Origin of the sequence: Nocardioides potassii (assembly GCF_021648885.1) — a bacterium.
Classification (GTDB): domain Bacteria; phylum Actinomycetota; class Actinomycetes; order Propionibacteriales; family Nocardioidaceae; genus Nocardioides; species Nocardioides potassii.
Genome location: NZ_JAKJHZ010000005.1, coordinates 555288 through 575981, shown reverse-complemented (window position 1 = coordinate 575981; position 20694 = coordinate 555288). Strand labels below are relative to the sequence as shown.

Below are 20694 nucleotides of genomic sequence, written 5' to 3'. Positions count from 1 at the left end.
CGCCCGACGGGGAATGCCGCGTCGTCGCGGTGGGCACCGGGTGCCATGAAGTCCGACCTCGCCGTCGACCTGCTCCGGCACGGGTACGACGCCCTGCCCCGCGCCCGTGCCCGTCGCGGTCACGACGACGCGTTCCGTGCCCGGCTGCTCGGACGCCGCACCCTCGTCGTCCGGGGCGAGGAGGGCGCCGAGCTGCTGTACGACGAGTCGCGCATCCGCCGCACGCGGGCGGTCCCGGCCCCCCCCTCGCCGACCTGCTCTTCGGCAGGGGCGCGGTCCACGGCCTCGACGGGGCCGAGCACCGGGCGCGCAAGCAGATCTTCCTCGAGCTCCTGGCCGGCGACGCCGTCGAGGACCTGGCCCTCCTGGTCGACGACGGCCTCGAGCGGGCGCTGGACGACTGGGCACTCGCCCCCGACGTGTGCCTCCACGACGCGCTGGTGCGGATCTACGGAACGGCCGTCCTCGCCTGGGGAGGCACCGGGGTGACCGGCCGTGAGGCCGAGGACGTCTCGCGTGACCTCGCGGACGTCGTCGCCGGCTTCGGGTTCCGCGCGCCCGCCTACGCACGAGCGTGGCGCGCCCGCACCCGTCTCGACGCCTGGGCCCGCGACCTCGTGCGGGACGCGCGTGCCGGCGAGCTCGATCCCGCGGAGGGCACCGCCCTGCACACGTTCGCGCGTGGCGCGGGCAGGGACCTCCCGGTCCGGGTCGCAGCGGTCGACCTGCTCAACTTCCTGCGGCCGACGGTCGCGGTCAGCTGGCTCGGGACCTTCGCCGCGATGGCGCTCGCCGAGCACCCCGACGAGGCAGCCCGCCTCACGGGCGACGGCGCGGACGCGCACCTGCGCGCGTTCGCCGACGAGGTGCGCCGCACGTCGCCGTTCGTCCCCGCGCTCACCGGCATCGCCACGACCGACTTCCGCACCCAGCAGCACTGGGTGCGCGAGGGCGACCGCATCGTCCTCGACGTGCCGGGCACGAACACGCACCCGGGTGCCTGGCCGTGGGCGAGCGAGTTCCGCCCGTCACGCTTCCTCGAGGAGCAGCCGGGAGAGTACCGCTTCGTGCCGCAGGGCGGTGGCAGCCTCGAGGGTCACCGGTGCCCCGGCGAGGGCGTCACCACCGCGCTCCTGGTCGTCACGCTGCGCCACCTCGCCCGGACCGGTTTCACCCTCACCGCAGGGCCGGTGCGGACCGACCGGATCCCCACACTGCCACGTCAGCTGCGGATCAGCGCGGTGGCGCCGGGCGGCCTGCGGCCGCTCGTTCCCTTTCCCTGACGAAGCGACCGACCTCGGCGGCGACCAGCTCGGGATGCGTGCGCGCGACCCAGTGGCCGTGCGGGATCCGTCGCCGCTCGATGGCATCGACGAAGTCGTCGCTCGCGGCCGCGGTCGCCGGCCGCAGGGCGACGTCGCGAGTCGGGACCAGCTGCAGCACCGGGACACGCGTCCGCTGGTCGCCCGGATCCCGCGAGCGGGCACCGAGGTTGGCCCGGTAGTAGCGCAGCCCGCTCACCATCGTCCGCTGCCCCAGGGCGCCCAGCACGAGCGGCGCCAGCGGCGAGACGAGGAACGGGACGTAGGACGACGAGACCGCCTGGCCGACGAGGTCGAGGACACCTCGCGGCGTGGGGCGCCTGAGGACGCGCCGTACCCACGCCGACACGTGGGCGAGGTGCGGGCCGCTGATGGCGCAGAACGACGCGATCCGTTCCTCGGCACCGGGGCGGCAGACGGCCTCCCACGCCTGGATCGAGCCCCAGTCGTGCCCGACCAGGTGGACGGGCCGGTCCGGGCTGACGGCGTCGACCACGGCCAGGAGGTCGTCGGCCAGCACGTCCACGGCGAAGGCCTCGTCGGGCGCATCGGTGACCGAGTCGCCCTGCCCGCGGGTGTCGTACGCGACCACGCGGTGGTCCTCGGCGAGCAGGTCGGCCACGCCACGCCACAGGCGGTGCGTGTCGGGGTAGCCGTGGACGTGCAGGACCACCGGGCCGTCGGGGGCGCCGCCCTCGAACACGGCGAGGTCGACGTCGGGCCGCGGCACGACCCGCCGCTCGCTGAACGGCCCGTCGTACGTCGTCACCGGCGCGTCTCGCCGGCACGGGAGTCGTCGTCGACGTCCGACTCCCGGCCCGCCGTCTCGCGCAGCCGGCGGCCGCGCTCGACGTCCTCGCGCTCCTTCTCCGCCGCCTTGTCCAGCTTGCGGGTGTCGCGGGGCGGCAGCTGGATCTCCTCCTCCGCCTTCATGCCCGCCTGCAGCTCGCGCCCGCGCTCCAGCTCGGCGTCGAGCTCACCGCCGAACAGCAGCGCGAGGTTGGTGATCCACAGCCACAGCAGGAAGACGATGACGCCGGCGAGCGAGCCGTAGGTCTTGTCGTACGAGCTGAAGTTGGCGACGTAGAGCCCGAAGAGCGCCGAGGCGATGATCCAGACGACGATGGCGACGGCCGCGCCGACGCTGATCCAGCGGAACTTCGGCTGCTTGACGTTGGGGGTGGCGTAGTAGAGCAGGCCGACGATGAGCATGACGACGAGGAGCATCACCGGCCACTTGGCGATGCTCCAGACGGTGACCACCGTCGACCCGAGGCCGATCGCGTTCCCGACCGCCTCCGCGGCGGGGCCGGTGATGACGAGGCCGACGGCGACGGCGGCCGCGAGCACGATCGTGACCAGCGTGACGAGCAGCATCATCGGCCGCAGCTTCCAGACGGGCCGTCCCTCGCCGACCTCGTAGATCCGGTTCATGCCGCGCCCGAACGCACCGGTGTATCCGGACGCCGACCAGAGCGCGGCCGCGATGCCGATCACCAGCCCGAGACCGGCACCGGAGCTCTGGCTGAGCTGCACGAGCGTGGGCTCGATGGTGTCGGCCACGCCGCCGGCCCCGACCTGCGTCAGGATCGTGAGGAGGGTCTCGACGGTCTTCCGGCCGTCGCTGACCAGCCCGACGACCGACAGCATGGCCAGCGCGGCCGGGAACATCGCGAGCACGGCGTAGTAGGTCAGGGCGGCGGCGAGGTCGGTGCACTGGTCGTGGGAGAACTCGCGCACCGTCTTGCGCAGGACATAGGTCCACGACGGCTTCGTGAGGTCGTCCGGGGAGTCGGGCTTGTCGGTCTTCTCGTGGGTCTGGGTGCTGGCGCGGTCCATGCGGCCCCGTACCCACCGACACGTGCGCCACACCCCTCCCGATGAGCGTGCCGGGACCCAGCTGCCCGTGCCTAGCGTCGGACCGTGCAGACCTTCCTGCCCTACCCCGGCTTCGAGGAGTCCGCCCGCGTCCTGGACGTGAAGCGGCTCGGCAAGCAACGCGTCGAGTGCCTGCAGGTGGTGCGTGGCCTGACGGTGGCGGACTACGGGTGGCGCCACCACCCGGCGGTGAAGATGTGGCGCGGCCACCTCGAGGCGCTGGGGCGCTACACGCTCGCGTGCTGCGACGTGTGGGCCGCCGGTGGCCGTGCGGACACGTGCGCCACGACCGTGATGGCGGACCTCTCGGGAGCCGGGGTCACGACGATCCGGTCGGAGCACGAGCTCGTCGCCGCAGGTGCGATGCCGTGGTGGCTCGGCGACACGGACTTCCACCTCTCGCACCAGTCCGCGCTGCTGCGCAAGGACCCGGGGCACTACGGCCCCCTCTTCCCCGGCGTACCGGACGACCTGCCCTACGTCTGGCCGGCGCCGGACGAGGGCGGGCACACCACCTCGTGAACGCTCAGCGGGCGGCGTCGAGGTAGCCGAGCATCCGGTCGAAGAGCGCGGAGGCGCGGTGCAGGTCGGGCGATCCCGGCTCCGGGTCACCGGCCGGGACCACGTCGTCGACGTCCTCCCGCCAGCCGGGCCGGTAGCGGTCGGCCAGCACCGCGGCGACGCGCCCGGCGTCACGCACCACTCGAGGGTCGACCGACCAGAGCGCCTCGAAGACCCGGTCGTCGGGCCGGGCGGCGTCCTGGCCGGGCCGCTCGACGGCCGTGAGGAAGGCAGGCAGGTCGGGAGAGTCGCAGATGACCAGCCACTCGCGGTTGAGCTGCGCGTCGCGCGGCAGCGCGACCTCGATCGGCAGGCCGGGCTCGACCGGGGCGGGCGAGGCGAAGTCCGCGAAGACGACCGCGCTGCGTGCCGTCCGCGCCAGCTCGCGCCAGCGCCGGTAGGACCCGCGCAGGAAGGTCTCCCGCTGGAACCCGCCGAACAGCACCGGCTCGACCGCCCGCGCGCAGCACTCGTCCTCGACGGCCCGGCTCATCGCGACCAGCGTCGGGCGGGAGAGGACCTGGGGCGCGAGCGCGGGGTGGCGCCAGCGGATCTCGGCGAACACCGAGCTGGAGCGGACGGGCGCCTCGGTCACGCGCTGGACGGCCGTGTGCAGGGCCAGCCCGGACCGGCGCAGGTCGAGCACGTCGAGCACCGCCCGGACCTCCGACTCGGGGTAGCGCCGGTGGCCGGCGTCCCGGGCGCGCTCCGCGCGCGGAAATCCGTAGCGGGATTCCCAGCTACGCAGCGTCGTAGTGGGTACTGCCGTACGGCGCGCCAGGTCGCCGATCGTGAGCGGCGCGGACGGGACGGACAACTGGCGGACTCCTGTGCGACTCCTATGCGGAATGCCTAGATTTAGTTGGAAGTGTTGCATAGGTTTGGTCCCGGCAACAGGACCCGCGACCCAGGGGGACGGATGAGCTCGACCGGCACGGACGCCGCTCTGGCGCGCATGATCGAGGACGGCCGCGCCCGCGCCGCCGCCACCGACCCCCACCACGCGGCGCTGTGGGACGCCCTGGCCGACGCTGCGGAGGGCGGCAAGCGCTTCCGGCCCGCCCTGGTGGTCGCCACGCACGACGCGCTCGGCGGGACCCGGTCGGCCGCGGCCGACGAGGTGGGCGCCGCCGTCGAGCTGCTCCACACCGCCTTCGTCATCCACGACGACGTCATCGACGGCGACGAGGTGCGGCGTGGGCGGCCCAACGTGGGCGGCACCTTCCGCGCGCACGCCCAGACGGGGGGCGCCCGGGTCGAGGCCGCCGTCGGCTACGGCCGGACGGCCGCGATCCTCGCCGGCGACCTCGCCCTCGCCGCCGCCGTACGGGCCGTCGCTCTGTGCGGCGCGGACGCCGGGACCGTGGCCGAGCTGCTCGACCTGTTCGACACGGCGCTGCACACGACCGCGGCCGGCGAGCTCGCCGACGTACGCCTCGCCCTCGGGCACGCGCCGGCGACCCTCGCCGAGAGCCTGGCGATGGAGGAGCAGAAGACCAGCGCGTACTCGTTCGAGCTGCCGCTGCGGGCCGGAGCGGCGCTGGCCGGGGCGGACGCGACCACCTCCGCGCGGCTCGGCGAGGTCGGCCGGGCGATGGGGCTGGCCTTCCAGCTCGTCGACGACCTCCTCGGCGTCTTCGGCGACCCCGAGCGCACCGGCAAGAGCGCCACCAGCGACCTCCGGACCTGCAAGCAGACGCCACTGCTCGTGCACGCACGCTCGACGCCCGAGTGGCGCTCGATCCGCGGCTACCTCGGCCGCGACCTCGAGGCGGGCGAGCTCGACGAGGTGCGTGCACTGCTCACCACCTCAGGTTCGCGCCGCTTCGTCGAGGGGCTCGCCGACGAGCAGCTCGCCGCCGCCCGGGCAGGCGTCGCGGCGGTCGGGATCTCCCTCGACCTCCTCGACGGCGCGACCGCCCGACCGGCATCCCTCGCCGACGGCAACGAGGTGGCCGCATGAACACCCCACGACGTTCTTCTCCCCCGCTCCGCTCCTCCGAACAACGCCTCGGGGGCCCCGCATGAGCCTCCACCTGCGCCGTACCAACCCGCACTCCCTCTACGACAGCGTGTCCGAGGCGAGCGCGGCGGTCGTCATCCACCGCTACTCCAGCTCCTTCGGCCTGGCCTCACGCCTGCTCGGCGAGCCCGTCCGCACCCAGGTGCGCAACATCTACGCGCTGGTCCGCGTCGCCGACGAGATCGTCGACAACCCCGACCCGTCCCTCTCGACCGAGGCTCGCGCCACGATGCTCGACTGGCTCGAGGACGACGCGCGTCACGCCCTGCACGCCGGCTGGAGCGGCAACCTCGTGGTCCACGCCTTCGCCCGTACGGCGATCGCGGTCGGCATCACCGACGAGATCGTGGCCCCCTTCTTCGCCTCGATGCGCATGGACCTCGACACCACCGCACACACCCCGGCCAGCTTCGAGCGCTACGTCTACGGCTCGGCCGAGGTCGTCGGCCTGATGTGCCTGCGGGCCTTCGTCGCGGCCCCTGACGCCGGTGCCGACCGGGCCGGCGCCTACGACCGGCTCGCGCCCGGCGCCCGGCGGCTCGGCGCGGCGTTCCAGAAGCTCAACTTCGTGCGCGACCTCGCCGACGACCACGACGTCCTGCGCCGCGACTACTTCCCGGGCCTCGACGTGGACCGGTTCTGCGACACCGACCGCGACCGCATCCTCGACGACATCGACGCCGACCTGGCCGCCGCGGCCGCGGTGGTGCCGGACCTCCCGGCGAGCAGCCGCCGCGCCGTCCACGCCGCCCACGCCACCTTCGACGAGCTCGCCCGCCGGCTGCGCGTGACCCCGGCCGCGCGGATCCGGACGACGCGGGTGCGCGTCCCCGCCCCCGTCAAGCTCCGCATCGCCGCCGGCGCCATCCGCGAGGCGCGCGCATGAGCGGACAGCGCGTCGCCGTCGTCGGCGGCGGGATCGCCGGACTCGCCACGGCGGCCCTGCTCGCCTCGCGCGGCCACAGCGTCGACCTGCTCGAGAAGAACGACGAGCTGGGTGGTCGCGTCGGCAGCGTCGAGCGCAACGGCTTCCGCTTCGACACCGGCGCCTCGTGGTACCTCATGCCCGAGGTCTTCGAGCACTTCTTCTCCCTGCTCGGCACGACTGCCGACGCCGAGCTCGACCTCCAGGTGCTCGATCCGAGCTACCGCGTGTTCTTCGAGGGGTACCCCGACCCGGTAGACCTGCGACCCGACCGCGACCACAACCGGGCGCTCTTCGAGGCGCTCGAGCCCGGCGCCGGTGACAGGTTCGACGCCTACCTCCGCTCGGCCGACGACGCCTACGACATGGCGCTGCGCCGCTTCCTCTACAGCAGCTTCGACTCGCCGACGTCCCTCGTCACCGCCGACGTCGTACGACGCGTGCCGACCCTCGGCCGGCTGCTGACCCGGTCGCTGGAGAGCCACGTCGCCGCGTCGTTCTCCGACCGCCGGATCCAGCAGGTGCTGGGCTACCCCGCCGTCTTCCTCGGGTCGTCGCCGAGCCGCGCGCCCAGCATCTACCACCTGATGAGCCGGCTCGACCTCGGCGACCGCGTGCTCTACCCGCAGGGCGGGTTCACGCGGCTCATCGACGTCATCGCCTCGCTCGCCGAGCGCCACGGCGCGCGCCTCCACACGGGCGCGCGGGTGACCGGCATCAGCACCCGCCCCAGCCGACCCGGCCGATCCGGGCCGCGCCGCCGTGCCACGGTCACCGGCGTGACGTACGTCGACCGCGACGGCACCCCGGGCTCGATCGACGCCGACGTCGTCGTGGGGGCCGCCGACCTGCACCACCTCGAGACCGCCCTGCTCCCCCGCCACCTGCAGACGCACCCCGAGCAGTCCTGGCGACGCCGCTCCCCCGGCCCGGGTGCGGTGCTCGCGATGCTCGGCGTCGAGGGCGAGCTGCCCGAGCTCGCGCACCACTCGCTGTTCTTCACCGCCGACTGGAAGCAGAACTTCGGCGACATCTTCGGTCGCGACGCCAGGGTGCCCGAGCCCGCGTCCATCTACGTCTGCAAGCCGTCCGAGACCGACGACTCCGTCGCCCCGGCCGGCTCGGAGAACCTCTTCGTCCTCGTCCCCGTCCCGGCGGACACGGCCATCGGCGCCGGCGGTGACGACGGCGCCGGCTCCGCGACCGTCGAGCGCACCGCCGACGCCGCGATCGACCTCGTGGCCGACTGGGCAGGCGTCCCCGACCTCCGCGACCGCATCCGGGTGCGGCACACCGTCGGCCCCCGCGACTTCGCCGAGCGCTACCACTCGTGGCGCGGCGGTGCCCTCGGGCTCGAGCACACCCTGCGCCAGAGCGCGTTCCTGCGACCGGGCAACACCTCGTCGAAGGTCGACGGACTGCTCTACGCCGGCTCCACGACCATCCCGGGCGTCGGGCTGCCGATGTGCCTGATCAGTGCGGAGCTCGTGCTGAAGCGGCTCTCGGGCGACCGCTCGACCCTCCCGCTCCCGGAGCCGGAGCCGGAGCCCCAGTCGGACCTCGTATGAGTCTTCTCCACTGGTCCTACGTCGCCATGCTGGCGTTCTGCCTGGTCGGGACGCTGCCGCTGGTGCCGGCCTTCCGGCTCCGGGTGCTGGCCCAGCCGGTGCGGCTCCTGCTGACGATCCTGGTGGCGGGGGCGCCGTTCCTGCTGTGGGACCTCTTTGCCACGCACGCCGGGCACTGGTGGTTCGACGCGGACCAGACCCTGCCGATGCGTGTCGCCGGTCTCCCCTACGAGGAGGTGGCGTTCTTCGTGGTGATCCCGCTGGTGTCGGTCCTGACCCTCGAGGCCACCCGGACCGTCCGACGCCACGGGCTGCGTCGTCCCGCCGCTCCCGACCGAGCGGACGACCGGGCCGGGCAGGACAGCGGGGACCGGCGATGACCTACACCGCGCTCGCCTGCCTCGGCGTCGTGGTCACGCTGGTCCTCGACCGCTGGGTCGCGCGCACCCGGCTCACCTCGACGCGCGACTGGTGGTCGGCCTACGCGATCATCGTCTTCTTCCAGCTCCTCACCAACGGCTGGCTCACGGGTCGCGGCATCGTGCGCTACGACCCCGACACCATCCTCGGCTCCGGGCGGGTGGCGTTCCTCGGTGACGGCCGGATCGTCTTCGCGCCGGTCGAGGACCTCCTCTTCGGCTTCGGGCTGGTGCTGCTGTCGTGCGTCGCGTGGACCTGGCTCGGCCGGCGCTCGGAGCAGCGGTCGGGGGCACCCGCATGACCGTCACCGAGCGGCTCGAGGCCATGCGGCCCACCGAGATCGGCGTACCGGGTCCGACATCGGGCGACATGGCCCGCGCCTTCCGGTCGGTGCGCCGCGACCCGCTGACCTTCCTCGGCCGGGTGCGCGAGCACTACGGCGACCTGGTCTCCTTCCCCGTCCCGGGTCCGCCGGCCCTCCTGGTCAACGATCCCGCCGACGTCCGGCACGTCCTGCAGACCGGCGCGCGCCACTGGGGCAAGCACACGGTGCAGTACGCCGCCCTCGGGCGGGTGACGGGTCCGGGGCTGCTCGCCTCGTCCGAGCCCAGCTGGATCGAGCACCGGCGCCTGGCCGCCCCCGCCTTCCACCACGAGCGGCTCGCCGCCGTCAGCGACCGTGTGCGCTCAGCTGCCGATGACGGGATCCGATCCCGGCTCACGTCCCCCGGCCCCACCGTCGTCGACGTCTCCTCGCTCATGCACCACATCGGCCTCGACGCGGTCGGGCGGGCGCTCTTCGCCGCCGACCTCGGCGGCCACGCCGACGACCTGCTGCGCGCCAGCAGTGCCGCCGCGGACATCGTGGTCCGGCTCGGGCGCTCGATCCTCCCGACCAACGAGTGGTTGCCGACCCCGACCAACCTGCGCCTGCGCGTCGCGCGGCGACGACTGGACACGGTCACCGCGCAGCTCATGGCCGACCGGCGCAGCCGCCCGACGCCACCGGGCGGCATCCCGCACGGCGACGACCTGCTCGGCCTGCTCCTGGACAGCGGCCTCACCGACGACGAGGTCCGTGACGAGCTCGTCACCATGGTCATCGCCGGGCACGAGACCGTCGCCGCCTCCCTCACTTGGACCCTCATGCTGCTCGCCGAGGACCAGGTGGCCCAGGAGCGCGTGCGCGCGGAGCTCGCGTCGCTCCCGGCTCCGGTCTCGCTGCTCGACCACCGCGACCGCGTGCCGTGGACCCGGGCCGTCATCGACGAGGCGCTGCGGCTGTTCCCGCCGGCGTGGGTCATCTCGCGCCGCTCGGACCGCGACGACGTCGTCGGCGGGGTCGAGGTCCCTGCCGGCACGTTGGCGATCATCAGTCCGTGGCTGGTGCACCGCCGGGCGGACACGTGGGCGGACCCGGAGGTGTTCCGGCCCGAGCGGTTCCTCGAGCCGGGCGCCGGCCGCACGGCCTACCTCCCCTTCGGCCAGGGCCCCCGGCTGTGCATCGGCCGCGAGCTCGCCCTCGGCGAGATGGTGGTCGTCCTCGACCGGCTGCTCGCCACCCACCACGTCGGGCTCCCCGACGACTGGCGCCGACCGGCCCCCGAGGCGCAGGTCGCCGTCCACCCGCGCGGCGGGATGCCTCTCGAGCTCACGCCGTTGCGCAGAGGCGCCAGGCGCGGCGATGGCTGACCTGGCCGTCGTCGTGCTCCTCCTCGCCGCCGCGTGCGTGCCGCTGTGGCTGCTGCGCGACGCGCGCACGTTGCGCATCCCGACCGGCGCCGACGTGGGTGCCGCCTCGATCGTGGTCCCGGCCCGCGACGAGGAGCAGACGCTGCCCGCACTGCTCGCGTCCCTCGACGCGCGCGCCCTGGACGTCGTGGTGGTCGACGACGACTCCTCCGACCGCACCGCGGCCGTGGCGGCCGCGGCGGGCGCCCGGGTGGTCGCGGCGGGGTCGCGGCCCGACGGCTGGACCGGCAAGGCCTGGGCCTGCCAGACGGGGGCGGAGGCGGCGAGCCGCGACGTGCTGCTCTTCCTCGACGCCGACACCGTGCTCGCCCCCGACGCCGTGGGCCGGCTGCTGGCCGCCCACGGGACGCACGGCGGCCTGGTGTCGGTGCAACCCCACCACCGGGTGGTCCACGCCTACGAGCAGGCCTCGGCCTACTTCAACGCCGTCGCCCTCCTCGCCAGCGCCGCCTTCACCCGTCGTCGTGCTGCGTCCCGCCGTCGGTTCCCGATGGCGTTCGGCCCGTGCCTGATCACCTCGCGCGACGACTACGAGCGGGCCGGGGGCCACCGGGCGGTGCGCGGCGAGATCCTCGACGACGTGTCCCTCGCCCGGGCCTACGACCGCGCCGGGCTCCGCGTGACGTCGTACGTCGGCGGCGACGCCGTCGCGATGCGCAGCTATCCCGGCGGTCCCGCCCAGCTGGTCGCCGGCTGGACCAAGAACATCGCCTCGGGGGCGTCGGCGGCGAACCCGCTCGCCTCGATCGCCACCGTGCTGTGGATCTGCGCCCACCACGTCGTCGCGCTCGGCGCGGCCGGGGCTGCCGTCGACTCGGTCCGCGGCGGCCCGACGACGCCGTTGCTCGCCTGGGCAGCGGCGTGGGCCGTCGTCGCGCTCCAGCTGCGCTCGGTCCTCCGCACGGCGGGCACGTTCGCGTGGTGGGCGTGGCTGCTCTTCCCCCTGCCGCTGCTCGCCTTCGACCTGGTGTTCGCGCGGTCGCTGCTGCTGACCGTCGTACGACGCTCGGTGCGGTGGCGCGGCCGACCGGTCGACCTGCGCCGCGAGCCCCGCGAGCCCCGCGAGCCCCGCGAGGTCGCCTGATGGGCTACGTGGTGCCGCCGTGGCTGACCGTCGTGGTCGACGTGCTCGCGTGGGGCTTCTTCCACGCGGTGACGGGCTACGTCGCCCACCGTCTCCCCGACCACCGGCTGGACCACGACGGTCCGCTGCTGCGCGCCCGCGGCTTCGAGTCCGGTGGCCGGTGGTACCGCCGCCGGCTCCGCATCCACCGCTGGAAGGACCGGCTGCCCGAGGCCGGCGCCCTGTTCGAGGGCGGGGTCAGCAAGCGCGAGCTGCCGGCGCGGGACGCTGCGGGGCTGCGGACCTTCGTGCGCGAGACGCGTCGCGCCGAGCTGACCCACTGGTGGGCGATGGCGTGCGCTCCGCTCTTCGTCCTGTGGAACCCGCCGGTCGCCGCCGTGCTCCTGGTGTCCTACGGGGTACTCGTCAACGTGCCCTTCATCGTGATCCAGCGCTACAACCGGTTCCGCACGCTCCCCCTGCTCGCGCGGCTCGAGCGACGCGGGAGCCTCCGATGACCACCGAGGTCACCCGGCACCGGGTGGACGTGGCGGCCGCCGCCGACGGGGCGCCGCGGACCGACGAGCACACCCGGCACGGGCCCGTCGCCCAGCTGCTCATCGCCTGGTCGCCGCTGAGCGCGATCCTCGTGGCCTACGCGGTCGCCCAGTGGGTCTCGGCGCCGCTCGGCACGGGCGACGGCGAGGCGACCAACCGCGTCGGCTCCGCGCTGCATGTCGTCGGTCCCGCGCGCGCCGACGAGGCGCTGCTCGGTGCCGCCCCGTCGGCCTGGCTCCAGGAGCGCCTGTGGGACGGCGACCCCCGGTGGTGGGACGCGGTCGCCGCGCTCGTCTACGTCACGCACTTCGTCGTCATCCCCCTCGTGACGGCCGTCGTGTGGTTCGCTCTCCGCGACCGCTTCCGCGAATGGGTCGTGGCCGCGCTGACGATGTCGGTCGTCGGCATCGCCGGCTACGTCGCCTACCCGGCGGCCCCTCCGTGGCTCGCCGCCGAGCGAGGCGTCATCGGCGACGTCGACCGCACCTCGCACGTCGGGTGGGACGTCCTGCACCTCGACGTCGTCGGCCGGCTCACCGAGGCCGGCCAGTCCGGCAGCAACCCCGTTGCGGCGATGCCGTCCCTGCACGCCGGCGCGGCCCTGCTCGTCGCGCTGTTCCTCTGGCCGTCGGTGTCGTGGGCCATGCGCGTCGTGCTGGCGGCGTACGCCGTCGCGATGGCGTTGACCCTCGTCTACACCGGCGAGCACTACGTCGTCGACGTGCTGGCGGGGTGGGCCGTCGCGGTCCTCGCCGTGGTCGTGGCCCGCGTGGCCGTGGGCCGCGCGATCCGGCCGGCGTGGACACCGGGTGCAAGGTGGAGGTCATGACGGTGCATGAGGCCCCCGCCACCGGGTACGTCGAGGTGACTCCACGACCCGGTCCGACCCCGGCTGGTCGCCCGCGATGCACCGCCCCCGGAAGGCGACCGGATGCCCCACGACAGCCGCACGCTCCGTCTCGCCCGCTGGGCCTGGCGACCGGTGCAGGCACTGCACGGCGCCTACCTGCTGGGCACCCGGCGACCGGACCGGCGACCGCAGGCGCTGCTCGACGAGATGGCCGGACCGCCCGCCCCGCCCGGGAGACGTCGTGACGGCCGGGGCGGCGCCTGACGCGGCCACCCGCTCGGGCCTGTCGTCCGTCGTCGCTGCCGCCCACCCCGGGCCCGCGCTCGCGGTCACGGTGCTCTCGGGCCTGCTGTCGGCGGCCCAGGGTCTCTCCCTCGCCACGGCCGCGCTGGTGGTGGCGGCCGTCCTCGCCGGACAGCTCTCGATCGGCTGGAGCAACGACCTGGTCGACCTCGCACGGGACCGTCGTGCCGGCCGGGCCGACAAGCCTCTGGCCTCCGGCGAGGCGTCGTACGGCGTCGTCCGCACCGCCTGCGCCGGCGCCGTGGCCGCCTGCGTCGTCCTGTCCTTCTCCCTCGGGCTCGTCCCGGGGCTGCTGCACCTCGGCTGCGTCGCCTCGGCGTGGGCCTACAACCTCGGCCTCAAGGCCACCGCGTGGTCCTGGCTCCCCTACGCGGCCAGCTTCGGCGGGCTCACCGCCGTGGTGACGTACGCCGACGGCGCGCCGCCACCGTGGTGGTGGCCGGTCGGTGCCGCGCTGCTCGGCGTGGGCGCCCACCTGCTCAACGTGCTGCCCGACCTCGACGACGACGCCGCCACCGGCGTGCGTGGCCTGCCGCACCGGCTCGGGCGGCGCTGGATCGCACCGGTCGCCGCCACCGTGCTGGTGGCCGCGACCGCCGTCGTGCTGGTCGGGGCCTCGCCGGCACCGGCAGTGTCGGTGCCTGCCGCGGTCGCGGTCCTCGTCCTGGCGGCCGTGGTGGTCGCCGGCAGCGGACGCCTTCCCTTCGTCGCAGCGGTCGTCATCGCCCTGGTCGACGCCGCGCTCCTGGTGGTGGCCCGGTGAGCGCCGAGCAGTGGGACCTCGTGGTCGTCGGGGCCGGGCCGGCCGGGGCCGCAACCGCACTCGGCGCCCTGACCGCGGACCCCGCGCTGCGGGTCCTGCTGCTCGACCGCAGCGACTTCCCGCGCGACAAGTCGTGCGGTGACGGCATCGCGCCCCACGTGCTCGACGCCCTCGCCGAGGTCGGCGCGGCCGACGTCGTCGACGGGTGGGCGCCGCTCCGCGAGCTCGAGCTGTCCCACGGCGACGTCGTGGTCGCGGGTCCGATGCGCCGCGAGGTGCACGTCGTGCCGCGCCAGGTCCTCGACGCCCGGCTGGTCGAGCGCGCCGTCGCCGCGGGCGCCGTGCTGCGTCGGCACCGGGCGCGGTCGGTCGCCGTCGACTCCGGCGGCCCCGTCGTCTCGGGCGAGCTCCGCGGCTCGGTCGTGGTCGGCGCCGACGGCGCGCACTCGCTCGTCCGCCAGGCACTGCTCGGCAGGCGCCGCGAGCCGCGTGCCATCGCCATCCGCGGCTACGCGCCCGTCACCGACGCGATCCGCGGTCGGCAGGTCATCCGCTACGGCGACCGCCGGCAGCCGTCGTACGCCTGGGCCTTCGACCGCGGTGACGGCCTCGCCAACGTCGGCTACGGCGAGCTGCTGCCGGGCGAGTCGTCCGGGACGGCGCCCAGCCGGAGGCTCCTGCTCGACCAGCTCGAGGCGCTCGTGCCGGGCGCGGCCAGCACCGGTGACGACTGGCGCGGCCACCACCTCCCGCTCAGCACCTGGCGCTGGGACCAGCCCGACGGGCCGGTGCTCCTGGTCGGCGACGCCGCCGGTCTGGTGAACCCGATGACGGGCGAGGGCATCTACTACGCCGTGGCCACAGGCATCGCCGCCGGGCGCACGGCCGCCCGCGCCGTCGCGCTCGGCCGACCCGAGGCCGCGGGCGCCCGGTACCGCACCGTCGTACGCGCCATGCTCGGCTCGCACCTGCGCCACACCTTCGTCGCCTCCCGGCTCGCGCAGTCGCCGCGCGTCGTCGACGCCGGCATCCGCGCGGCCGGGCGGGACCGCCACGTCTTCGACACGCTCGTCGAGATCGGCCTCGGCGACGGCCGCATCGACCCCCGCCTCGCCGCCGGACTGGCGCGCGACCTCGTACCGCTCCGACTCCCGTCCCTCCCACGCCGATCGCAGAGGAAGTCCTCATGAGGATCCTGGCCGCCCGCAGCGCCCTGCCCCCGAACTCCTACCCGCAGGCGGAGATCACCGAGGCCTTCGCCGAGGTCATCTCCGAGCGCAGCCTCGACCACGCGCTGCTCCGGCGGTTCCACCGCAATGCGGGGGTCGAGCGCAGGCACATCGTCCTGCCACTCGCCGACTACGCGACGCTCGGCGACTTCGGGCACGCCAACGACCTCTTCATCGAGCACGCCGTCGAGCTCGGCGCGCAGGCGCTGGTCGACGCGCTCAAGGCGGCCGACCTCACGCCGTCCGACGTCGACCTCGTCGTGACGGCGACCGTCACCGGGCTCGCCGTGCCGTCGCTGGACGCGCGGATAGCAGGCGTCGTCGGGCTCCGCGAGGACGTCCGCCGGATGCCGCTCGTCGGGCTCGGGTGCGTGGCGGGCGCGGCCGGGATCGCCCGGGTGCACGACTACCTGCTGGGCCATCCCGACCACACTGCGGTGCTGGTGGCCGTCGAGCTGTGCTCGCTGACGCTCCAGCGCGACGACACGTCCGTGCCCAACTTGGTCGCCAGCGGGCTGTTCGGCGACGGCGCCGCGGCCGTGGTGGCGGTCGGCGACGCGCGCCACGGCGGCACCGTGCGGGTCCTCGACTCGCGCAGCCGGCTCTACCCCGACAGCGAGCGCACCATGGGCTTCGACGTGGCCGGCTCCGGCCTGCGGATCGTCCTGGACGCCGAGGTGCCGACGCTCGTCGAGCGTTACGTCCGCGACGACGTCGACGCGTTCCTCGCCGACCACGACCTCACCCGCGACGACATCGCCTGGTGGGTGTGCCACCCCGGCGGCCCCAAGGTCATCGAGGCGCTGCAGGCGGCGCTCGAGGTGCCACGCGAGGCGGTCCGCCTGACCTGGGAGTCGCTCGCGCGCGTGGGCAACCTGTCGTCGGTCTCGGTCCTCCACGTCCTCGAGGACACGCTGGCCCAGCGCCCGCCCGCGCCCGGCAGCCACGGCGTCCTGCTCGCCATGGGCCCCGGCTTCTGCTCCGAGCTCGTGCTGCTGAAGGCGGACGCATGACCACGTTGCTCGCCTTCACGGTCCTGGTCGCGCTCGTCGGGCTCGAGCGCGTCGCCGAGCTCGTCGTGTCCGTCCGCAACGCCGCGTGGAGCCGCGAGCGCGGAGGCGTCGAGAGCGGCCTCGGCCACTTCCCGTTCATGGTCGTGCTCCACACCGCGCTCCTCGTCGGGGCGCTGGTCGAGGCATGGGTGCGCCGACCGGACGTCCCCTCGCTGCTCGCCTGGACGATGCTCGCCCTCGTCGTGGCGTCCCAGGCGCTGCGGTGGTGGTGCATCGCGACCCTCGGGCGCCGATGGAACACCCGTGTCATCGTCGTGCCCGGGCTTCCGCCGGTCACGTCGGGGCCCTACCGGTTCCTCACGCACCCCAACTACGTCGCCGTCGTCGTCGAGGGTGTGGCGCTGCCGCTCGTCCACGCCGCCTGGATCACCGCCGTCGTCTTCACCGTGCTCAACGCGGGGCTGCTGGCCGTGCGCATCCGCACCGAGGACGCGGCGCTCGCGACGCTGCCGCCCCCGTCGGGGGTTCCGGCCGATGCGTGACGTGGTCGTCGCGGGCGGCGGCCCCGTCGGGCTCGCCACCGCGCTGCACGCGCACCGGGCGGGCCTGACCGTCGTCGTCCGCGAGCCCCGCGCGGGCACCATCGACAAGGCGTGCGGCGAGGGGCTGATGCCCGGTGCCGTGGCCGAGCTGGCCTCGCTCGGCGTGCACCCGCACGGGCGCGCGCTGGAGGGGATCCACTACCTGGCCGCCGACGGCTCGGGCGACGGTGCGACCGCGCGGTTCGCGGCCGGTCCGGGCCGCGGCGTTCGCCGTACGGTCCTGCACGAGGCCCTCGCCACCGCTGTGGCGGACGCCGGCATCCCCGTCGAGCAGCGGCCCGTCACGGACGTCCGCGACGCGGGCGACCACGTGCTGGTCGACGGCGAGGCCGCGCGCTACCTGCTCGCGGCCGACGGGCTGCACTCGCCCGTGCGCCGGCTGGTCGGTCTCGACGTGCCGGCCAAGGACACGTCGCGGCGGCGCTTCGGGCAGCGCCTCCACGTGGCGCAGGCGCCCTGGTCGTCGTACGTCGAGGTGCACTGGTCGCGACGCGCCGAGGCCTACGTGACCCCGGTCGACGACGACCTCGTCGGGGTCGCCGTCCTCGCCGACGCCGGCGCCCGCTTCGACGACCTGCTCGCCGACTTCCCCGTGCTCGCCGACCGGCTCACCGGTCCCCGCACCAAGGTGATGGGAGCCGGACCGCTGCGCCAGCGCGCCCGCGCACGCGCGGCCGGGCGGGTGCTGCTCGTCGGCGACGCAGCCGGCTACGTCGACGCCCTCACCGGGGAGGGCATCGCCCTGGGACTGGCGCAGGCGCGCGCGGCCGTGGCATGCGTCTGCGCCGAGCGTCCCGACCTCTACTCCCGGCGGGCGAGGCGGCTGAGCCTGCGCCACGAGCTGCTCACCCACGCCCTGCTCAGCGCCACGGCCGTCCCTGTCGTCCGGCGTGGTCTCGTCCCGGCTGCGACGCGCCTTCCCGGCGTCTTCGGCGCCGCCGTCAACCAGCTCGCCCGACCGGCCGGAGGTGCCGCATGACTTCTCCCCACATGACTCAGAGCAGTCCTGCCACCGCAGCCCGCGAGCTCGTCGTCCTCCTCGACGAGGACGGCCGCGCGGTCGGCACGGCCGACAAGGCGGGCGTCCACCACGCCGGGACGCCGCTGCACCTGGCGTTCTCGACCTACCTCTTCGACGACGACGGCCGCCTGCTGCTGACGCGGCGCGCGCTCACGAAGAAGACCTTTCCGGGCGTCTGGACCAACAGCTGCTGCGGCCACCCCGCCCCGGGCGAGGAGCACGCCGAGGCGGCGCGCCGCCGGGTCCGCCAGGAGCTCGGGGTGGAGGTCCACGACCTCCGGCTGGTGCTGCCCGGGTTCCGCTACCGCGCGGAGCAGGACGGCATCGTCGAGAACGAGATGTGCCCCGTCTACACCGGTCTCGTACGCGACCCGGTCGAGCCGGACCCCTCCGAGGTCGAGTCCGTCGAGTGGGTGTCCTGGCCGGACTTCCGGGCGTCCGTGCTCGACGGCAGCCGCAGCGTGTCGGTGTGGTGCCGCGAGCAGGTGGCCCAGCTCCCGGAGGACCCTCTGGGCGCCCCCGAGGGCCGGTTCGCCGACCTCCCGCCGGCCGCACGCCCCCAGGGGTGGACAACCTGACTGGACCTTTACGGGTTCCGCGAGCATCAGGCGCCGACGTGTGACACGCTTCGCCCACGGGCTCGTCTGGAGACCACGGACAGCCCGGGTCAGTGCGGAGGAGCACACGTGTCCATCATCGACTCGGCCCGTGTCAGCGTGCCTGCGCAGAGGGAGCCCGTGCACATGACCGAGGCGCTGGACGAGGAGAGCGACCGGGTCGCGCTGCGCCTGGCCATCGACGCCGCCGGCGTCGGCGCCTTCGTCTGGGACCTCGACACCGGGCGGCTCCGCTGGGACCTGCGCCTCCTCGAGCTCTTCGGCCTCGACCTGACGACCTTCGGCGGCACGATCGAGGCGTTCAACGAGCGGGTGCACCCCACCGACCTGCCCCGCGTGAGCGCAGCGCTCGAGCACGCCATCGCGACGTGCGGCGAGTACGACGCCGAGTACCGCGTCCTCCTGCCCGAGGGCGACGTGCGGTGGATCGCCGCGCGCGGCCGTGCCTTCGCCGAGACCGAGGACGGGCCCGCAGTCCGCCTGGTCGGGGCGGCGTACGACACGACCGAGGTCCGCGAGGGCGAGGCACGTGTCGGGCGGGTGCTGGAGTCGATGTCGTCGGCGTTCTACCAGCTCGACGACGAGTGGCGCTTCACCTACGTCAACTCCGAGGCCGAGCGGCTCCTCGGGGCCGGCCGCGCCCACCTCGTCGGGCGATCGGTGTGGGAGGAGTTCCCCGCCGCCGTGGGCAGCGACTTCGAGGTCAACTACCGCACGGCCGTCGAGTCCGGACGACCGGTGTCGTTCGAGGCCTACTACCCCCCGCCCCTCGACGGGTGGTACGAGGTCCGGGCCTGGCCGTCGCCCGAGGGCCTCGCGGTCTACTTCGTGGACATCACCGACCGCCGTCGGGCGCAGGACGCGCTCGCCCGATCGGCGGAGCGGCTCTCATTGCTGGCGTCGGTCTCCGAGGGCCTCACCGGGACCCTCGACGCCAACGAGGGCGTGAGCGTGCTCTCGACGCTCCTCGTCCCTGCGCTGGCCGACTGGTGCCTGGTCACCCTGGTCGACGACCCGCACGCCGCCGACTGGCGGCGCGGGCTCAAGGACGCGGGCTGGACCCACGCCGACCCGGAGATGCAGGGCACCGTCGAGGAGTACGCCTCGCTGCGCCTGCGCGCGATGACCGACGAGTCCTACCTCGCCCGGACGATCCGCGACATGACCACCGTCCTCATGGAGTCCGATGCGACGGAGAAGATCGCGGCGGTCCTCCGGGACGGACCTGCCAAGGACCGCATGCGCGAGCTCGGTCCCGAGTCAGCCGTGGCCGTGCCGCTGCGCGCTCGCGGGCGCACGGTCGGCGTCGTCACGGTCTTCCGCGGCGCTGAGCGCCGGCCCTTCACCGAGTCCGACGCGGCCCTGCTCGAGGACATCGCGTCCCGGGCCGGCCTGGCCCTCGACAACGCGCGACTCTACGAGGAGCAGCGCGACGTGGCCGAGGCGCTGCAGCGCAGCATGCTCACCGACCCGCCGCTGACGCCCCACCTGGAGGTCGTCACCCGCTACTCGCCCGCCAGCGACGCCGCCCGCATCGGTGGCGACTGGTACGACGCCTTCCTCCAGCAGAACCGCGGACCCGGCAACAACGACGTCGTCGTCGTGGTCGGTGACGTCGTCGGGCACGACGTCGAGGCCGCGGCCGCCATGGGCCAGGTTCGCGGCCTGCTGCGGGGGATCGCGGTGCACAGCGGCTACTCCCCCGCCGCCGTGCTCTCCGGGGTCGACCACGTGATGGAGTCGCTGCACCTCGAGACGACCGCGACCGCCGTCGTCGCGCGTCTCGAGCATCACCCCCGCCCGGGCGCCGCCGCGGGCGAGGAGGTCGTCCTGCGCTGGGCACACGCGGGCCATCCGCCCGCGATGCTCATGGGGCCGGACGGCTCGATCACCCGCCTGGCCGACGTCGAGGACAACGACCTGCTGCTCGGCCTCGACCCCGACACCGAGCGAGCCGAGCGCGCCGCCTTCCTCGAGCCCGGCTCGACGCTGCTCTTCTACACCGACGGTCTCGTGGAGAGCCGGGGTCGTGACGTGGAGCGTGGGATCGGCGACCTCGAGGCCCTGCTCCACGAGCTCGCGCCCGACACACAGGACCTCGACGTCCTGTGCGACCGGTTGCTGGAGCGCATGATCGGCGAGCAGCGGGAGGACGACGTGGCGCTTCTCGTGGTGCGCTGGAACCCGGCTGCGGCCGCCTGACCGTACGAACCGACTAGCCGGGGG

Annotated in this window: 23 protein-coding genes; 19 read left to right on the top strand and 4 right to left on the bottom strand. The window is 74.5% G+C overall.

The window, feature by feature from the left end; all coding sequences use genetic code 11:
- Positions 1–119: 119 nt before the first annotated feature.
- A complete protein-coding gene (locus L2K70_RS07290; RefSeq protein ID WP_236400831.1) occupies positions 120–431 on the bottom strand; it encodes a hypothetical protein in 312 nt (103 codons plus the stop codon).
- A gap of 9 nt (positions 432–440) precedes the next feature.
- Here L2K70_RS07290 and L2K70_RS21595 point away from each other — a divergent pair, with 9 nt between their 5' ends.
- The gene (locus tag L2K70_RS21595) at positions 441–1283 is read left to right on the top strand and encodes a cytochrome P450 (RefSeq protein ID WP_236400829.1); all 843 of its coding nucleotides are present in this window, start codon (positions 441–443) and stop codon (positions 1281–1283) included.
- Here L2K70_RS21595 and L2K70_RS07280 read toward each other — a convergent pair.
- Both L2K70_RS07280 and L2K70_RS07275 read right to left on the bottom strand, forming a co-directional pair.
- A complete protein-coding gene (locus L2K70_RS07280; protein ID WP_236400827.1) occupies positions 1234–2091 on the bottom strand; it encodes an alpha/beta fold hydrolase in 858 nt (285 codons plus the stop codon). The genes L2K70_RS21595 and L2K70_RS07280 overlap by 50 nt on opposite strands.
- On the bottom strand, positions 2088–3161 hold the full coding sequence (locus L2K70_RS07275; RefSeq protein ID WP_236400825.1) for a YihY/virulence factor BrkB family protein: 1074 nt from the start codon (positions 3159–3161) through the stop codon (positions 2088–2090). The genes L2K70_RS07280 and L2K70_RS07275 overlap by 4 nt, the downstream gene beginning before the upstream one ends.
- 84 nt (positions 3162–3245) lie before the next feature.
- Between L2K70_RS07275 and L2K70_RS07270 the strand changes: the two genes are divergently transcribed.
- Positions 3246–3722 carry an MSMEG_6728 family protein gene (locus tag L2K70_RS07270; protein WP_236400823.1) on the top strand — a complete coding sequence of 159 codons (477 nt, stop codon included), beginning with the start codon at positions 3246–3248 and terminating at the stop codon, positions 3720–3722.
- Between the two features lie 4 nt (positions 3723–3726).
- Here L2K70_RS07270 and L2K70_RS07265 read toward each other — a convergent pair whose 3' ends face one another.
- On the bottom strand, positions 3727–4578 hold the full coding sequence (locus L2K70_RS07265; protein WP_236400821.1) for a DICT sensory domain-containing protein: 852 nt from the start codon (positions 4576–4578) through the stop codon (positions 3727–3729).
- Between the two features lie 102 nt (positions 4579–4680).
- Here L2K70_RS07265 and L2K70_RS07260 point away from each other — a divergent pair, with 102 nt between their 5' ends.
- The 17 genes from L2K70_RS07260 to L2K70_RS07180 all read left to right on the top strand — a co-directional run bounded on the left by L2K70_RS07260 (position 4681) and on the right by L2K70_RS07180 (position 20670).
- Entirely contained in the window at positions 4681–5724 is a 1044-nt protein-coding gene (locus L2K70_RS07260; RefSeq protein ID WP_236400819.1) for a polyprenyl synthetase family protein, read from the top strand.
- A 61-nt stretch (positions 5725–5785) separates the two neighbouring features.
- On the top strand, positions 5786–6670 hold the full coding sequence (locus tag L2K70_RS07255; RefSeq protein ID WP_236400817.1) for a phytoene/squalene synthase family protein: 885 nt from the start codon (positions 5786–5788) through the stop codon (positions 6668–6670).
- On the top strand, positions 6667–8277 hold the full coding sequence (gene crtI / locus L2K70_RS07250; RefSeq protein WP_236400815.1) for a phytoene desaturase family protein: 1611 nt from the start codon (positions 6667–6669) through the stop codon (positions 8275–8277). The genes L2K70_RS07255 and crtI overlap by 4 nt, the downstream gene beginning before the upstream one ends.
- A complete protein-coding gene (locus tag L2K70_RS07245; protein ID WP_236400813.1) occupies positions 8274–8657 on the top strand; it encodes a lycopene cyclase domain-containing protein in 384 nt (127 codons plus the stop codon). Before crtI ends, L2K70_RS07245 begins: the two co-directional genes overlap by 4 nt.
- Positions 8654–8998 (top strand): lycopene cyclase domain-containing protein, encoded by a 345-nt coding sequence (locus L2K70_RS07240; RefSeq protein ID WP_236400811.1) that lies wholly within the window; start codon positions 8654–8656, stop codon positions 8996–8998. The genes L2K70_RS07245 and L2K70_RS07240 overlap by 4 nt, the downstream gene beginning before the upstream one ends.
- Positions 8995–10389 carry a cytochrome P450 gene (locus L2K70_RS07235; protein ID WP_236400809.1) on the top strand — a complete coding sequence of 465 codons (1395 nt, stop codon included), beginning with the start codon at positions 8995–8997 and terminating at the stop codon, positions 10387–10389. The genes L2K70_RS07240 and L2K70_RS07235 overlap by 4 nt, the downstream gene beginning before the upstream one ends.
- Positions 10382–11533, top strand: coding sequence for a glycosyltransferase family 2 protein (locus tag L2K70_RS07230; protein WP_236400807.1), 1152 nt, complete (start codon positions 10382–10384; stop codon positions 11531–11533). Before L2K70_RS07235 ends, L2K70_RS07230 begins: the two co-directional genes overlap by 8 nt.
- Positions 11533–12030 (top strand): glycosyl-4,4'-diaponeurosporenoate acyltransferase CrtO family protein, encoded by a 498-nt coding sequence (locus L2K70_RS07225; protein WP_236400805.1) that lies wholly within the window; start codon positions 11533–11535, stop codon positions 12028–12030. Before L2K70_RS07230 ends, L2K70_RS07225 begins: the two co-directional genes overlap by 1 nt.
- Complete coding sequence (locus L2K70_RS07220; protein ID WP_236400804.1) at positions 12027–12899, top strand: phosphatase PAP2 family protein; 873 nt, start codon at positions 12027–12029, stop codon at positions 12897–12899. Before L2K70_RS07225 ends, L2K70_RS07220 begins: the two co-directional genes overlap by 4 nt.
- 102 nt (positions 12900–13001) lie before the next feature.
- The gene (locus tag L2K70_RS07215; RefSeq protein WP_236400803.1) at positions 13002–13184 is read left to right on the top strand and encodes a hypothetical protein; all 183 of its coding nucleotides are present in this window, start codon (positions 13002–13004) and stop codon (positions 13182–13184) included.
- On the top strand, positions 13162–13986 hold the full coding sequence (locus L2K70_RS07210) for a UbiA family prenyltransferase (protein WP_236400801.1): 825 nt from the start codon (positions 13162–13164) through the stop codon (positions 13984–13986). Before L2K70_RS07215 ends, L2K70_RS07210 begins: the two co-directional genes overlap by 23 nt.
- On the top strand, positions 13983–15176 hold the full coding sequence (locus L2K70_RS07205) for an NAD(P)/FAD-dependent oxidoreductase (RefSeq protein WP_236400799.1): 1194 nt from the start codon (positions 13983–13985) through the stop codon (positions 15174–15176). The genes L2K70_RS07210 and L2K70_RS07205 overlap by 4 nt, the downstream gene beginning before the upstream one ends.
- Complete coding sequence (locus L2K70_RS07200; RefSeq protein ID WP_236400797.1) at positions 15173–16228, top strand: type III polyketide synthase; 1056 nt, start codon at positions 15173–15175, stop codon at positions 16226–16228. Before L2K70_RS07205 ends, L2K70_RS07200 begins: the two co-directional genes overlap by 4 nt.
- Complete coding sequence (locus tag L2K70_RS07195; protein WP_236400795.1) at positions 16225–16770, top strand: isoprenylcysteine carboxyl methyltransferase family protein; 546 nt, start codon at positions 16225–16227, stop codon at positions 16768–16770. Before L2K70_RS07200 ends, L2K70_RS07195 begins: the two co-directional genes overlap by 4 nt.
- Positions 16763–17809, top strand: a complete 1047-nt coding sequence (locus tag L2K70_RS07190; protein WP_236400793.1) for an NAD(P)/FAD-dependent oxidoreductase — start codon at positions 16763–16765, stop codon at positions 17807–17809. The genes L2K70_RS07195 and L2K70_RS07190 overlap by 8 nt, the downstream gene beginning before the upstream one ends.
- On the top strand, positions 17806–18429 hold the full coding sequence (idi, locus tag L2K70_RS07185; RefSeq protein ID WP_236400791.1) for an isopentenyl-diphosphate Delta-isomerase: 624 nt from the start codon (positions 17806–17808) through the stop codon (positions 18427–18429). Before L2K70_RS07190 ends, idi begins: the two co-directional genes overlap by 4 nt.
- Before the next feature lie 108 nt (positions 18430–18537).
- Positions 18538–20670, top strand: coding sequence for a SpoIIE family protein phosphatase (locus L2K70_RS07180; RefSeq protein ID WP_236400789.1), 2133 nt, complete (start codon positions 18538–18540; stop codon positions 20668–20670).
- Positions 20671–20694: the final 24 nt, after the last annotated feature.